Below are 14,622 nucleotides of genomic sequence, written 5' to 3' on the forward strand. Positions count from 1 at the left end.
CTCCACAACCCAAGGAAAAACTGCACCATGAAAAAAAGCCTCATCGCCTGCGCCTCCCTGGCCGCCTGCCTGGCACTGCCCAGCTTCGCGCAGCAGCAACTCACCGTCGTGAACTTCGGTGGCGCCAACGCCAACGCCCAGAAGAAGGCCTTCTACGAGCCCTACGAAAAGCTGGGCAACAAGATCGTCGCCGTGGAATACAACGGCGAGCAGGCCAAGGTCAAGGCCATGGTCGAGGCCAGGAAGGTGACCTGGGACGTGGTGGAGCTCGAATCGCCCGACGCGGCGCGTGGCTGCGACGAGGGCCTGTATGAAAAGCTCGACTACAGCAAGATCGTGAGCAAGGCCGACCTGCTGCCCGCCGCCGTGTCCGACTGCGCCGTGGGCATCTTCGTGTGGTCCACCGTCATGGCCTACAACGGCGACAGGCTCAAGACCGCCCCCACCAGCTGGGCCGACTTCTGGGACACCAGGAAGATCCCCGGCAAGCGCGGCATGCGCAAGGGCGCGCGCTACAACCTCGAATTCGCGCTGATGGCCGATGGCGTGAAGCCCGCCGACGTGTACAAGGTGCTCGCCACCAAGGACGGCGCCGACCGCGCCTTCAAGAAGCTGACCGAACTCAAGCCCCACATCCAATGGTGGGAAGCCGGTGCCCAGGCACCGCAGTTCCTCGTGGCGGGCGACGTGGTGCTGACCACCGTGTTCAACGGCCGCATCGACGCGGCCAACCGCGAGGGCCGCAACCTCAAGATCTACTGGCCCGGCGGCATCTATGACCTGGATTACTGGGCCATCCCCAAGGGCACGCCGAACAAGGAGGCTGCGGTCAAGTTCATTGCCCACACCCTGCAGACCACCAGCCAGGCCGCCTACGCGCAGAACATCGCCTACGGCCCGGCCAACACCACGGCCCTCGCCAAGCTGGACAGGAAGGTGCTGGACGACCTGCCCACATCGGCCGCCAACGCCAAGGAAGCCATCCAGTTCGGCGTGAGCTTCTGGGCCGACCAGGGCGAAGCGCTGGAGAAGCGCTTCGCCGCCTGGGCCACCCAGTAAGTCAGTAACCCGCACCCTCGGAGCGCAAAACACCATGCAAGCCTCTTCTGCCATCGCCCCCGCCGCGCTTGCGCTGGACGCCCACGCACCCGGCGCACTGCGCAAGGCGCTGTCGCGTGCCGAAGCGCGGCGCAAATGGCGCGCCTTTGCCCTGACCCTGCCCTTGCTGGTGTTCTTGCTGCTCACGCTGCTGGTCCCCATTGCCGCGCTGCTGCAGCGCGGGGTGGAGAACCCCGAGGTGGCCAACACGCTGCCCGCCACCATCGAGGCCTTGCATGGCTGGGACCGCCATGAGGCACCGGGCCCCGCTGCCTACGCCGCGCTCATGAAGGACCTGGCCCGCCTGCCCGACAGCTCTGACGCTGGCGCGCTGGCGCGCAGGCTGAACTCGGAAGTGCCCGGCGCGCGCTCGATGGTGATGGGCGCCTTCCGCGCCCTGCCCATGCAGGGCACACCCGAATCCATCCGCGACCAACTGCTCGGCAAGGACGCGCGCTGGGGCGAAGCACCTTTCTGGCGCGCCATCGCCAAGAACGGCGCGCGCTGGACGCCCGACTACCTGCTCGCCTCGGTGGACCTGCAGCGCGACGCGCTGGGCCAGGTCGAGCGCATGCCCGAGGAGCAGCGCGCGTTTGGCGGCATTTTGCTGCGCACCTTCCACATCAGCTTTGTGGTGACGCTGTTCTGCCTGCTGCTGGGCTACCCGCTGGCCTGGTGGCTGGCCTCGCTGCCCGCGCGCCAGGCCAATGTGCTGATGATCCTGGTGCTGGTGCCGTTCTGGACCTCGATCCTGGTGCGGGTGGCCGCCTGGATCGTGCTGCTGCAGTCCGAAGGCCTGGTCAATCGCGGTTTGATGGGCCTGGGCCTCATCGAGCAGCCACTGGCGCTGCTGTTCAACCGCACGGGCGTGGTGATTGCGATGGTGCACATCCTGCTGCCGTTCATGGTGCTGCCGCTGTACAGCGTGATGAAAAGCGTGCCCCCCACCTACCTGCGCGCGGCGGTGTCGCTGGGCAGCTCGCCCATCGCCGCGTTCTTTCGCGTGTACGTGCCGCAAACCTACCCGGGTGTGGGCGCGGGTGCGCTGCTGGTGTTCATCCTGGCCATCGGCTACTACGTCACCCCCGCGCTGCTGGGCGGCGCCGACGACCAGATGCTGAGCTACTACATCGCCCGCTACACCAACGTGGAAGTGAACTGGGGCATGGCCTGTGCGCTGGGCGCCCTGCTGCTGGCCGCCACGCTGCTGCTGTACGGCGTGTACCGCCGCATTGGCAAGGCAGAGCTGAGCCTGGGCTAAACACTTCTGAAGACCCTCACCATGCGCCATTTGCTCCCCCAATTCCCCCTGTACGCCACCTGGGCCGACAAGCTCGGCTGGTGGGCCGTGCGCGCCCTGTGCGTGGCCGTGCTGGTGTTTCTGCTGGCCCCCATCCTGGTGATGGTGCCGTTGTCGTTCTCCGAGAGTTCGTTCCTGGCCTACCCCATCCACGGCTGGTCGCTCAAGTGGTACCGCCACCTGTTCGATTCGCCCGAGTGGGCCCGCGCCACGCGCAACAGCTTCATCGTGGCGCCCGCGGCCACGCTGATCGCCACGGCCCTGGGCACCCTGGCGGCGGTGGGGCTGTCACGGGCGGATTTCCGCTTCAAGGGCCTGCTCATGGGCATCCTGATCGCGCCCATGGTGGTGCCCATCATCGTGGTGGGCGTGGCCACCTACCTGTACTTCGCGCCGCTGGGCCTGGCGGACAGCTATGCCGGCCTGATCATCGTGCACGCGGCGCTGGGGGCGCCGTTCGTGCTGACCACCGTGCTGGCCACGCTCGCGGGCTTCAACCACAACCTGGTGCGCGCGTCGCTGAGCCTGGGGGAAACGCCTTTCAACACCTTCTTTCGCGTCACGCTGCCGGTGATCGCGCCGGGGGTGATCTCGGGGGCGCTGTTCGCGTTCGCCACGTCGTTCGACGAAGTGGTGGTCACGCTCTTTCTGGCCGGCGCCGACCAGTCCACGCTGCCACGCCAGATGTTCAACGGCATCCGCGAGAACATCTCGCCCACCATCGCCGCCGTGGCCACGCTGCTCATCCTCTTCACCACCAGCCTGCTCCTGGCGCTGGAGTGGCTGCGCACGCGCAGGGGCTGAGCCACGGTGAAAACGGCCTGCATCCCAGCCTTCCTGAAAAACTGAAACACTGGCGACAGTGGGCCATTTCACCCGTGATAGCCTGCCCGCTGCGCCAGTTTCAGGCACCCGCCGCCCTGCCCGCCTTTGCCGGCGGCGAGCCCTTGCCTACCGCTCATCAACCCACTGCATCTGGAGAAACCTCATGGACATGAAGACCTCGCCCCTCGCCTTGCTCAACGACCCCAGCCTGCTCAAGACCGACGGCCTCGTCAACGGCCGGTGGGTGGCGGGCGGCAGCCGCTTCGACGTGAACGACCCGGCCACCGGCCTCAAGCTGGCCGACGTGGCCAACCTGGGCCCCGCCGATGCCGAAGCCGCGATTGCCGCCGCCAATGCCGCCTGGGGCCCCTGGAAGACCAAGACCGCCAAGGAGCGCAGCATCATCCTGCGCAAGTGGTTCGACCTGCTGATGGCCAACCAGGACGACCTGGGCCGCATCATGACCGCCGAACAAGGCAAGCCGCTGGCCGAAGCCAAGGGCGAGGTCGCCTATGGCGCCAGCTTTGTGGAATGGTTCGCCGAAGAGGCCAAACGCGTGAACGGCGAGGTGCTGCCCCAGTTCGACAACAGCCGCCGCCTGATGGTGCTCAAGCAGCCCATCGGCGTGTGCGCCGCGATCACGCCCTGGAACTTTCCGCTGGCCATGATCACGCGCAAGGTGGCGCCCGCCCTGGCCGCCGGCTGCCCCGTGGTCATCAAGCCCGCCGAGCTCACACCGCTCACGGCCCTGGCCGCCGCCGAGCTGGCCCTGCGTGCGGGCATCCCGGCTGGGGTGTTCAACATCCTGCCCGCCGACAGCGACAACTCGATCGCCATCGGCAAGGTGCTGTGCGCGAGCGACGTGGTGCGCCACATCAGCTTCACCGGCAGCACCGAGGTGGGCCGCATCCTGATGGCGCAGTCGGCCCCCACGGTCAAGAAGATGTCGCTGGAACTGGGCGGCAACGCGCCCTTCCTGGTGTTCGACGATGCGGACATCGACAGCGCCGTGGAAGGCGCGTTCGCCAGCAAGTACCGCAACGCGGGCCAGACCTGTGTGTGCACCAACCGCTTCTACGTGCAGGAAGGCGTGTACGACGAGTTCGTGGCCAAGTTCGCCGCCAAGGTCAAGACAGCCAAGGTGGGCAACGGCTTCGAGGCCGGCGTGAACCAGGGCCCGCTGATCGAGGAAGCCGCGCTGGCCAAGGTGCAGCGCCACGTGGACGATGCCATTGCCAAGGGCGGCCAGGTGGTGGCCGGCGGCCAGCGCCTGACCAGCCTGGGCTCGGGCCAGTTCTTCGAGCCCACGGTGGTGGCCAACGCCACGGCCGACATGCTGTGCGCGCGCGAGGAAACCTTTGGCCCCTTCGCCCCGGTCTTCAAGTTCAAGACCGAGCAGGAGGCCATCGACGCGGCCAACCACACCGAGTTCGGCCTGGCCAGCTACTTCTACAGCCGCGACGTGGGCCGCATCTTCCGTGTGACCGAGGCGCTGGAATACGGCATGGTCGGCGCCAACGTGGGCATTCTGGCCACCGAGCACGTGCCCTTTGGCGGTGTCAAGCAGTCGGGCCTGGGCCGCGAAGGCTCGCACCACGGCATGGACGACTATGTGGAGATCAAGTACCTGTGCCTGGGCGATATCCAGGAGTGACCGGCCCCGGGCCGGGTACCTTTTTGATATGTTTTTGATAGCTGCCCGCGCTTTCTGGATAAGCGCTGGCGGCCAAAAATGCACTAATTCGCCCCCCATCCCTGGCGCCACGGGGCGGCCTTCGCGCGCAGGCCCGCCCATACCGCGAAGAACACCGCCGCCCCAAACACCCAGCCTGACAGCGCTCCGGCCATGCCGCCCGACAGCAGCGTGCCCATGGTGCAGCCCAGCCCCGTCATCGCGCCCCAGCCCAGCAACACGCCGCCCGACAGCCCCCGGGCGGCATCGCGCCAGGTGGGCCAGCGGGGGGCCATCTGGCGGCTGGCCAGCGCCGCGACAAAGGACCCCGCCACCAGCCCTGCCAGCAGCAAGGCATTGGGCGTGAGCCAGGTGGCTTGCGGCAAGGTGGCGCAGCCCGCGAAGCCGTCGAGCCCATCGAGCCGATCGGGAATCCACCCCTGCCCTTGCGCCCACTGGCGCGCCGCGCTGCCCAGCGTGGCCGTCACGCCCAGGGGCCGCATGCGCACGATGGCAAACGTGCCGATCAGCCCCACGGCCAGGCCACCCACCCAGTAGTGCCAGCGCCCGGTCCACAGGTTGCGCCACACGGTGCCCAGGCCGGGCACGGGCTTCACCACCCCGGGTGCATCGCCCGCCGCGCCCTCCTGCGCAAAGCCACGCCACAGCCAGGCGCCCACCAGCGCCAGAGCGCCCCATTGCACCAGCAGCGCGCCCCCATACCCCAGGTGCGCGGGCAGCCACACCACGGGCGCATCGGCCACGCTCCAGCTGTACAGCGCATTCCAGGTCCTGAAGCCCGCGATGAAACCCAGCGCGGAGCCCAGCAGCGCGAAGGGCGACACCGCCGAGCCCTCGGCGAACCGGTACCAGTGCGCGCTGATGCAGGAGCCCGAGACCACCATCCCCGCGCCAAACGAAAGCCCCGCCGCCACCAGCACCCAGCTCACCGGGCCGATGTGCATGTCCGGCGGCAGCTTGCCCGGCTGCGGCACGGGCAGCCAGCCGCCCAACACCACGGTATGGCCCAACACGCCCACGGCCAGCGCCAGCACGATGGCCAGCAGCCCGCGCGGGTTGCGGTCTTCGAACCAGTCGCGCGCGTGGCAGTAAAAACAAAAGCGCGAACGCTGCAGCACGACGCCAAGCACCGCGCCACAGGCCAGCGCAAACACCAGCGTGCGCCCGCCCGCCTGGCCCTGCAGCCACGGGACGGCCGCCAGCAGGGCGGCCAGCAGCGCCAGCGCGATATAGGAGGAAGTGGCTGGAACAGTGCGCAATGGAAGGCTCATGGGTCGTCGATGGTTCGCTGTGTGGCCCGCGCGGCCATCGCGGGCACCGAGAAAAAAAGCCCGCACGAAGCGGGCTGTAAAGGAGACCCCTACCAAAAAATCGTGGCCTTTCGCCGTCTCCCGATCGCCGCTTCATTCACCCCCTCAATCGCGGGCGCGGCACGGCCCGCGGCTCATTTGGCCGCCCAGACGGTGCCCGCCGGATTCGTGATGGGAACGCCCACCGAGTTGCCATATTCCGTCCAGGAGCCGTCGTAGTTCTTCACCCTGTAGCCGAGGATCCTGGACAGCGCGAACCAGGTGTGGCTGGAGCGCTCGCCGATGCGGCAGTAGGTGATGATGGGCCGGCTGCCGTCCACGCCCGCGCTGGCATAGAGCTTCCTGAGCTCGTCGGCGGACTTGAAGGTACCGTCCTCCCTCACCGCCTGCCCCCATGGCACGTTGGCCGCGCCTGGAATGTGGCCCGCGCGGATGCTGAGCTCCGGCACACCGGCAGGCGCGAAGATCTTGCCGGTGTATTCATCCGCCGAGCGGATATCCACCAGCTTCGCATTGCTCTTGCCCTCGGCGGCGGCCAGCGCGTCCGCCAGGCGTGCGCGCAGCTGGGTATTGACCTGGCCCACCTTGTAGCTGCTGGCGGCGAACTCGGGCACGCGGTTGTTCAGGGGCAGGTTCTCGGCCTCCCACTTCTTGCGCCCGCCGTCGAGCAGCTTGACGTTCTTCACGCCGTAGATGTCGAACACCCAGGCTCCCCAGGCCGCAAACCAGTTGTTGGTGTCGCCATACAGCACCACCGTGGTCTCGGGCGACACGCCAGCCCTGGACAGCAGCGCCTCGAAGCCTTCCTTGCCCACGATGTCGCGCCGCACGCGGTCGTTGAGGTCCTGATGCCACGAGAAATTGACCGCCCCAGGCACATGGCCCCGCTCGTACAGGCCCGGGTTCACGCTCACCTCGACGATGCGCACCTGCTGGTTGTCGAGGTTCTGCGCGAGCCATTCAGTGGTCACCAGGGGGCCAGCGGGAATGGGAGTGGCGGCCCACAGCGCTTTGCAAAAGAGCACCGTGCTTCCTGCCACGCAGGCGCGAAGCCAGGCACGCCAGCCTGATGGCATTGAGGAATTGCGTTGCATTGTCATTCGCGTCCTTTCGGTGAAGAGCCTGCGCCGCGCTGCAGGTGAAAGGAATTTAGAGCCCGCAGTGCATCAGACCAACCAACAAGATCGGCTATGCATATGCGTTTTGCGCGTTTGCACCAGGCGCCCGTCGGGAACCGGGCGGATGCTGCCTATAATTGCAGGCTTCGCGGGTGTAGTTCAATGGTAGAACGGCAGCTTCCCAAGCTTCATACGAGGGTTCGATTCCCTTCACCCGCTCCAGATTCTGAAACCTGCCCTGCATTGCTGCATGGCAGGTTTTTTTATTTGCGTCACCCGCAAGCCCTGCTGTACCTTGGCGGCGTCTCTTTAAAACCCAGCCCTCAGGGCAGGCCCAGCCGCTGCCCGCTCTCGAACACCCGCCGCGCACCCGACAGCGGGTCCACGAACTCCAGCGAGCGCGCCAGAAGCTGCAGCGGCCGTGAATAGTCGCCCTCGGGCGGATCGTTCACGACCGGGTAGAACGGGTCGTTGCGCAGCGGCAGCCCCAGGGCCGCCATGTGCACCCGCAGCTGGTGGCGCTTGCCCGTGACCGGCGACAGGCGGTAGCGCGCCCACCCGCTCGCGCCTGCCACGTCCAGCACCTCGATGCGCGTGTGGCTGTTGGGCTCGCCAGGGACTTCCTGCATGCGAAAGAACTGCGGGCTTTCCTCCAGCCGGCTGATGTGCTCCCGCGGAAAGGCGACATCCGCGCGCCAGGGGGCGATCGCGTCGTAGTGCTTGGTGATCTGGCGGTCGCGGAACAGCGCCTGGTAGGCCCCGCGCGTGCGCTGGTGCACCGACAGCAGCACCAGGCCCGCGGTGTCCCGGTCGATGCGGTGCAGGGGCGAAAGCTCCGGCAGGCCCAGCTGGCGTTTTAGCCGCACGAGCAGCGTGTTGTGAAGGTAGCGGCCGGACGGTGTCACGGGCATGAAATGCGGCTTGTCGGCCACTACCAGGTGCTCGTCCTGGTAAAGCACCGTTTCCGTGAAGGGCAGCGCGGGCTCCGCGGGCAGGCTGCGGTAGTAGTACAGCCTGAGGCCGCCTTCAAAAGGGCGAGCGGGCGCCACTGGGTCGCCGCGCTCATCCACCACGTCGCCCGCCTGCATGCGCCGCAGCCACTCCTCACGGGCCACCGCCGGGAGCCGCCGCGCCAGGAAGTCGAGCATGCTGCCCTGCCCCTGGCTGGGCAGCACCACGCAGCTGGGCCCCACGCCATCGCGCACGGCAGGGGCATGGGTATGGCGGGGGTTGTGCATGGTGAGCACATTTTATGAACCCTCTCCTTCGATGCCGCACAACCCGTCTGCGCCCGAGAAGGCAGCCCCCTTGACCTTGCGCGGACCCGCCGGGGCCCACGGGCATGCGGGGTTCTTGCCCCTGTAGGACAAGGGCGGCAGTTGCGCCCGTGCTGCTGCGATACGCGCCGATGCGGGCTAGCATGAACGCCAAAAGGCCCCGTGGACGCGCACACCGCTCCCCCTGGGCCGGATGCGCTTACCGCTGAAAACACGCCCAACAGCCCCACTCCACCCCCACGCTGCCCGCCGACTGCCTTCATGCCATCCACACCTGCCGCGCCTTCCACCGACATGCCTAGCCCCGCCGTGGCCCAGGCCCGCCAGCGGCCTGCACCCGGCATCGGGAGGCGCCTTGTGGTGTGGACCTTGTGGGCCGTCGGGCTGGTGGCGATGGTGCTGGTGCTGCTGGGGGTCCTGCTCGCCTGGATCGACTGGAACCGCGCAAAGCCCTGGGTCAATGAAAAAGTGAGCGAAGCCACGGGCCGGCACTTTGCGATCGAAGGTGACTTGTCCGCGCAATGGCGCTGGCCCCAGCCCCTGGAAGAAGGGTGGCAGCGCTGGGTGCCGGGCGTCACGGTGAAGGCCGAACGCCTGGTCATGGACAACCCCTCCGGATTCACGCCCCCCTTCCAGCGTGCCAATGGCAAAGCGGTTTCAAAAGGCGCAGCCGGCCCGGCCGAGACGGCCGGCAAGACCGACGGCAGCCCAGCCACCATGGCCCGCATCGGCAGCGCGACCGCCACCGTGCGCCTGCTGCCCCTGCTGGGGCGGCATCTTTCCATCGACACCGTGGCGCTCACCGGCCCCCAGGTGGCGCTGGCCCGCACGGCCAGCGGTGCGAGCAACTGGACCTTCGAGCGCAAGGACGGGCCCAGGAGCGGATGGAGCTTCGACGTGGACCGGCTGGTGGTCCACCAGGGCGTCCTGGCCTATGCCGACGGCATGAAGGACCTGGACCTGCAGGCCCGCATTGACACCACCGAGCCGGTGCTCCCCGGCGGGCCGGCGGCCACGCCATCCGGCACCTCCGCCGCCGCATCGGCCCCGGCGCAGCCCGCGCTGGCGCGGGCGTCCGCATCCGCGAGCGCCGCTGCCTCCGGGGCAGCGCCCGCTGCGCGGGCGGCGTCCGAAACGCCCGGTGCGGCGGCGGGGCCGGTGCCCTATGGCCTGCGCTTCGAACTGCAGGGCCGGTATGCCAAGGCGCAGGTCAGGGGCCAGGGGCGAGCGGGCCAGGTCATCAGCCTGCGCAACAAGGTGGTGAACTACCCCCTTCAGATCGACGCCAGCGCCGGCAGCGTGTCGCTGTCGGCGCAAGGAATTCTGGCCAACCCGGGCGCATTGTCCGGCCTGGACTTCCAGGTCCGGCTCAAGGGCGGCAGCATGGCCGACCTGTACGACCTGACCGGGCTGGTGCTGCCCAACACCCCGCCCTTCGAGACCACCGGCCGGCTGACCGGGAGCCTGGAGCCCGAACGGGCGGTCTGGGAATACAACGGCTTCCGAGGCAAGGTGGGCCAGAGCGATCTTCAGGGGTCGCTCAAGTACACGTCGGGCAAGCCGCGCCCACGGCTCACCGGGACGATGGCGTCCAACCAGCTGCGCCTGGCGGACCTGGGGCCGACCATCGGGACCACCAAGCCCGACAACACGCACCGTGGCCGCGACCAGCGTGGCAAGGTGCTGCCGGACTCCAAGTTCGCGGCCGAGCGCTGGAATGCCATGGACATGGACATCGTGTTCAAGGGCCGCCACATCATCCGCCCCGAGAGCCTGCCGCTGGAAGACCTGAGCGTGCGGGCGGTGATGGAAAACGCGCAGCTCAAGCTCGCGCCCCTCACGTTTGGCGTGGCGCAGGGCAAGATCGAATCGCAGGTGAGCATCGACGGGCGCGCCGCGCCCTTGAAGGCGCAGATACGCGGCACCGTGCAGGGCTTGCAGCTTTCGGCGCTGTTCCCCAAGGTGCAGCTCATGCAGAAGAGTTTTGGCCACATGGACGGCGCCATCGCACTGGAGAGCCGCGGCAACAGCCTGGCCGGATTGCTGGGCCAGGGCACGGGCGAGATGCGCCTGTACGTGCGGGACGGCACGCTGAGCAAGCAGATGCTGGACCTGGCCGCGCTGAACGTGGGCAGCATCATCGTGGGCAAGCTCTTTGGTGAAAACAAGGAAGTGCACCTGCGCTGCGCGGTGGCCGATTTCACGGTGGTGGACGGCCTGGCGACCACGCGCGTGGTGAAGATGAGCACCGAAGACGCGATCGTCGAGGCCACCGGCACCATCGACCTGGGCACCGAGGAGATGAACCTGCGCATCAAGCCCGAGTCGCTGCAATGGAAGTTCTTCTCGCTGCGCTCGCCCTTGTACGTGAAAGGCACGTTCGGCGACCCGAAGGTCGGCGTGGAAGCCGGCCCGCTGCTGCTGCGCGCGGGCGCGGCGGTGGTGGCAGCGGCCGTGGCTCCCGCCGCGTTGGCGCTGGTGCCCATCACCGTGCCCGCGGCCGACGACGACACGCATTGCAAGCCCCTGCTGGATCTCGCCAGGGAACCCGTCAGGCCCGGCGCCCAGGGGGCCGCGGGCACCGCCTCGCAACCCGCGCGGCAGGCCGCCAGCAAAGCATCGCCCGCGCGCTGACCTGACCGGACGGCGCCCGCTCAATTGCGGGTCAGGGGGGCCACCCTCCTTCATCAATGGAAATCGCGGCTCCCCTGCAGCGCATGGGCCATGCGGCCGAGCAGCGGGGTCAGGTCCTTGAAACGCTGGGCCACCAGGTGGCGCACCACCGTGGGTGCCGGCGCCTGCGGGGACGATGGCGGAATGGAACCCGGGGCGGGCGCGCCGCCGCCTTCCGGCACGCTGCACTGCCACATGCCTTCCACCGCCAGCAACTGCGAGCGCAGCAGCGCGTTGCGCCAGGTGTCCACCAGCGCGGGCCACACGATCACATTCACGGGGCCGGTCTCGTCTTCGAGCGTGACGAACATCGTGCCCTTGGCCGTGCCGGGGCGTTGGCGCACGGTGACGATGCCGCAGGCGCGCACCTTGCGGCCATGGGGCACGGCATTCAATTGCAGCGCGCTCAGCAGGCGCCAGCGGTCCAGGCGCGGGCGCAGCAGGGCCAGCGGGTGGCGGCGCAGCGTGAGGCCGGTGGCGGCGTAGTCGAACAGGATTTCCTCCCCTTCGGGCGCGGCTGGCAAGGCAAGCGGCGCTTCGTGCACGGGCACATCGCGCAGCAACGCGGGGGCGGGGTGGTGCGCGGCAGCGTCCCACATCTGCTGGCGCCGGTGGCCCGAAAGGCTGGCCAGGGCATCGGCAGCGGCCAGGGCCTGCAGGTCCTGCGGGCTCAGGCGGGCCCGCAGGGCCAGGTCTTCGGTATTGGCAAAGGCAGGGCCTGCGACGCGGACTTGCACCAGGCGTTTGGCAGCCTCTTCCTGCAGGCTGCCCACCAGCCGCAGGCCGAGGCGCACAGCAGGCTGCGGTAGCAGCGGCGTGGGCAGCCCCTTGGCAGGTCGCAAGTATTCGGCCGGACCTTCCAGCGTGCAATCGTGGTGGCTGAGGGTCACGTCGATGGGCAGCACGCGCACGCCGTGGCGGCGCGCGTCCTGCACCAGTTGTGAGGCGGTGTAGAAACCCATGGGCAGCGAGTTGAGCAGCGCGGCCAGAAAACACGCGGGCTCGTGGCATTTGAGCCAGCTGCTGGCATAGGCCAGCAAGGCAAAGCTGTGGGCGTGGCTTTCGGGAAAGCCGTATTCGCCGAAGCCCAGCATCTGCTGGAAGATGCGGTCGGCGAATTCGGCGGCATAACCACGGGCGACCATGCCGTCTTTCAACGGCTTTTCAAACCGGTGCACGCCCCCCTTGCGCTTCCAGGCCGCCATTGAGCGGCGCAGGTCATCGGCTTGGCCCGGCGTGAAACCGGCGGCATCGATGGAGATCTGCATCACCTGTTCCTGGAAGATGGGCACACCCAGCGTGCGTTCGAGCGCGTTGCGCAGCTCCGGGTACTCCAACGGAAAAGGCTCCGTGCTGCCCGCACTGCGCATCTGCCGCTCGACCTCTCGCGCCTTCAGGTACGGATGCACCATGCCACCCTGGATGGGCCCGGGCCGCACGATGGCCACCTCCACCACCAGGTCGTAGAACTTGCGCGGCCGCAGGCGCGGCAGCATGCTCATCTGCGCGCGGCTCTCGATCTGGAACACGCCCACGGTGTCGGCGGCGCAGATCATGTCGTAGGTGGCAGGGTCTTCGCGGGGGATGCCCTTGAGATCCCAGCGCTCACCCCGCAAGGCATCGCGCAGATCCAGGCAGCGGCGCAAGGCACTGAGCATGCCCAGGGCCAGCACATCGACCTTGAGCAAGCCCATGGTGTCCAGGTCGTCCTTGTCCCACTGGATGACGGAACGATCCTCCATGCTCGCCGGCTCCACCGGCACCAGGCGCGTGAGCTTGCCATGCGTGAGCACGAAACCGCCCACATGCTGGCTCAGGTGGCGCGGAAAGCCTTTCAGGTCCGCCGCCAGTTCCAGCCACAGCTGGGCCGTGTGCCGGTGCAGCGGTGCGCCCAGGCTTTCAGCCAGTTCCTGCAGCCGGTCGGTGGCGAACTGTTCGTCAAACCAGTGGTGGTCCTTGGCGAAGGCATCGACCAAGGCCGGCGCCACGCCCAGTGCCTTGCCCACATCGCGCAGGGCACTGCGCGTGCGGTAGGTGGTGACCACGGCAGCAATGGCGGCGCGCTCGCGGCCGTATTTTTCGTAGATGTACTGGATGACCTCCTCGCGCCGGTCGTGCTCGAAGTCCACGTCGATGTCGGGCGGCTCTTTGCGCTCTTTGCTGATGAAGCGCTCGAACAGCAGGTTGGTGTTCTCGGGCGGGACGGCCGTGATGCCCAGCATGTAGCAGACCACCGAGTTCGCCGCCGAACCGCGCCCCTGGCACAGGATCCCCTGGCTGCGCGCGTAGCGCACGATGTCATGCACCGTGAGGAAGTACATCTCGTACTGGCAGTGCGCGATCAGATCCAGCTCCTTGCGGATCTGCACCCACACCTTCTCTGGCGCGCCTTGCGGGTATTCACCTCGCACGCCCGCATCCACCAGCCAGGCCAGGGCCTGTGCGGGCGTCATGCCGGCGGGCACGGTCTCCAGCGGGTACTGGTACTTGATTTCATCCAGGCGGAAAGCGCAGCGCCTCGCCACCGTGAGCGTGGCGTCCAGCAACTCGGGCGGGTAGATGCCCGCCAGCCGCACGCGCCGGCGCAGGTGGCGCTCGGCATTGGGCTGCAGCGCAAAACCACATTCACCCACGCTGCAGCCCAGGCGCACGGCGGTGATCACGTCCTGCAGCGGCTTGCGCGAACGGGCGTGCATGTGCACATCGCCCGCTGCCACCAGTGGCAAGCCCAGCGCCGCGCCCGCACGCTGCAGCGTGGCCAGCCACAGGCTGTCGTCCGGAGCCAGGTGCAGCTCGACCGCCAGCCAGAGATGGCCGTCAAAATATGAGCCAAATTGGCCTTTGGCGCTGGATAGGCAAGCGCTGACAACTATCAAATCAGAAGCATCAAAGCCATGCCGGCAGGGGGACAGCAACAATTCGCACCCCTTCAAAGCCGCCCATGGGCTGGCCGCGCCCACGTGGTACTGCCCCTTGGGCGCGGCCGCGCGGGCGGCGGTGATGAACTCGCACAGGTTGCCCCAGCCCTCGGCATCCCGCGCCAGCACCACCACCCGCAGATCGCCCCACACAAACTCGCTGCCCACGATGAGGTGCAAGCCGCATTCCAGGGCCGCCTCCCAGGCCCGCACCACGCCCGCGACGGAGCATTCATCGGTCAGTGCCAGCGCCCGGTAGCCCAGTTCCAGCGCACGCGCCACGAGTTCCTGCGGGTGCGATGCCCCGCGCTGAAAGCTGAAGTTGGACAGGCAATGCAGCTCGGCGTAGTCCGGCAACCCGGCCACAGCGGCATTCCCTGGCATGGGCGAAGACATCGTGAAACTCCCTG

9 protein-coding genes and 1 tRNA gene are annotated in these 14,622 nt (G+C 68.0%); 6 read left to right on the forward strand and 4 right to left on the reverse strand.

The annotated features are described in order from the left end of the window. Positions 1-27 precede the first annotated feature (27 nt). The 4 genes from AC1RCS_RS08925 to AC1RCS_RS08940 all read left to right on the forward strand — a co-directional run bounded on the left by AC1RCS_RS08925 (position 28) and on the right by AC1RCS_RS08940 (position 4,877). Positions 28-1,059, forward strand: a complete 1,032-nt coding sequence (locus AC1RCS_RS08925; RefSeq protein WP_218338697.1) for an ABC transporter substrate-binding protein — start codon at positions 28-30, stop codon at positions 1,057-1,059. A 34-nt stretch (positions 1,060-1,093) separates the two neighbouring features. After that, entirely contained in the window at positions 1,094-2,359 is a 1,266-nt protein-coding gene (locus AC1RCS_RS08930) for an ABC transporter permease (RefSeq protein ID WP_218295183.1), read from the forward strand. Between the two features lie 21 nt (positions 2,360-2,380). After that, positions 2,381-3,202 carry an ABC transporter permease gene (locus tag AC1RCS_RS08935; RefSeq protein ID WP_218338699.1) on the forward strand — a complete coding sequence of 274 codons (822 nt, stop codon included), beginning with the start codon at positions 2,381-2,383 and terminating at the stop codon, positions 3,200-3,202. A gap of 184 nt (positions 3,203-3,386) precedes the next feature. After that, positions 3,387-4,877: an NAD-dependent succinate-semialdehyde dehydrogenase gene (locus AC1RCS_RS08940; RefSeq protein WP_304505089.1), complete on the forward strand. Its 1,491-nt coding sequence runs from the start codon at positions 3,387-3,389 to the stop codon at positions 4,875-4,877. 83 nt (positions 4,878-4,960) lie between these two features. Here the strand turns inward: AC1RCS_RS08940 and AC1RCS_RS08945 are convergent, their stop codons facing one another. Further along, positions 4,961-6,187 (reverse strand): YeeE/YedE family protein, encoded by a 1,227-nt coding sequence (locus tag AC1RCS_RS08945; protein WP_492245928.1) that lies wholly within the window; start codon positions 6,185-6,187, stop codon positions 4,961-4,963. 173 nt (positions 6,188-6,360) lie between these two features. Then, positions 6,361-7,326 (reverse strand): sulfurtransferase, encoded by a 966-nt coding sequence (locus AC1RCS_RS08950; RefSeq protein WP_492245927.1) that lies wholly within the window; start codon positions 7,324-7,326, stop codon positions 6,361-6,363. A gap of 166 nt (positions 7,327-7,492) precedes the next feature. On the opposite strand from AC1RCS_RS08950, the gene AC1RCS_RS08955 reads away from it, so the two are divergent. Then, positions 7,493-7,566: transfer RNA gene (locus tag AC1RCS_RS08955), tRNA-Gly, on the forward strand. A gap of 101 nt (positions 7,567-7,667) precedes the next feature. Here AC1RCS_RS08955 and AC1RCS_RS08960 read toward each other — a convergent pair. Further along, positions 7,668-8,582 carry a pseudouridine synthase gene (locus AC1RCS_RS08960; RefSeq protein ID WP_218338701.1) on the reverse strand — a complete coding sequence of 305 codons (915 nt, stop codon included), beginning with the start codon at positions 8,580-8,582 and terminating at the stop codon, positions 7,668-7,670. Positions 8,583-8,882: 300 nt separating this feature from the next. Here AC1RCS_RS08960 and AC1RCS_RS08965 point away from each other — a divergent pair, with 300 nt between their 5' ends. After that, on the forward strand, positions 8,883-11,255 hold the full coding sequence (locus tag AC1RCS_RS08965; RefSeq protein WP_492245926.1) for an AsmA family protein: 2,373 nt from the start codon (positions 8,883-8,885) through the stop codon (positions 11,253-11,255). Positions 11,256-11,308: 53 nt separating this feature from the next. Here AC1RCS_RS08965 and AC1RCS_RS08970 read toward each other — a convergent pair whose 3' ends face one another. After that, complete coding sequence (locus AC1RCS_RS08970; RefSeq protein ID WP_492245925.1) at positions 11,309-14,608, reverse strand: error-prone DNA polymerase; 3,300 nt, start codon at positions 14,606-14,608, stop codon at positions 11,309-11,311. Positions 14,609-14,622: the final 14 nt, after the last annotated feature.

It is taken from the genome of Acidovorax sp. GW823-FHT01C06, assembly GCF_058798375.1.